Below are 362 nucleotides of genomic sequence, written 5' to 3'. Positions count from 1 at the left end.
TGTGAAAACCGGCACGCGGCGCGTGCCGGCCAATGTGTGCGGGGCGTGATTGTGCCTGTCGCGGGGCGCTCAGTTCAATGCAGCGTCGGCGGCGCGCCGTCCGGCGCCGAATCGGCGAGCGGGCGCACCGACCCTTCGACGATGCGTGCACCGAACTCGCGCACGAGCTGCTGGACGAACGGATCGCCGTGAATCTCCTGCTCGGCTTCGCGCTGGCGCGCCGCGCGCGCGGCCGCGCCTCTGGGTCGTGGGGGCCGGGCCGGGCCGACGCCAGTCGGCACGCACCCTCGTCCCTGCCGGGGCGGCCCCCGCCGCCCCCGCGTCGGTGACGAACCCATGGGTCAGGTTGCCCGGCGTCAGGG

1 protein-coding gene is annotated in these 362 nt (G+C 75.1%); it reads right to left on the bottom strand.

Annotated elements, in window-relative coordinates:
- Positions 1 to 74: 74 nt before the first annotated feature.
- On the bottom strand, positions 75 to 281 hold the full coding sequence (locus tag AAEZ09_RS27965; RefSeq protein ID WP_350601593.1) for a hypothetical protein: 207 nt from the start codon (positions 279 to 281) through the stop codon (positions 75 to 77).
- Positions 282 to 362: the final 81 nt, after the last annotated feature.

The organism is Pseudomonas sp. 65/3-MNA-CIBAN-0223, from assembly GCF_040310425.1.
GTDB classification, from domain to species: Bacteria; Pseudomonadota; Gammaproteobacteria; order Pseudomonadales; family Pseudomonadaceae; genus Aquipseudomonas; species Aquipseudomonas gregormendelii.
The sequence above is the reverse complement of the archived record's forward strand: the minus strand, read 5'-3'. Positions and strand labels throughout refer to the sequence as shown.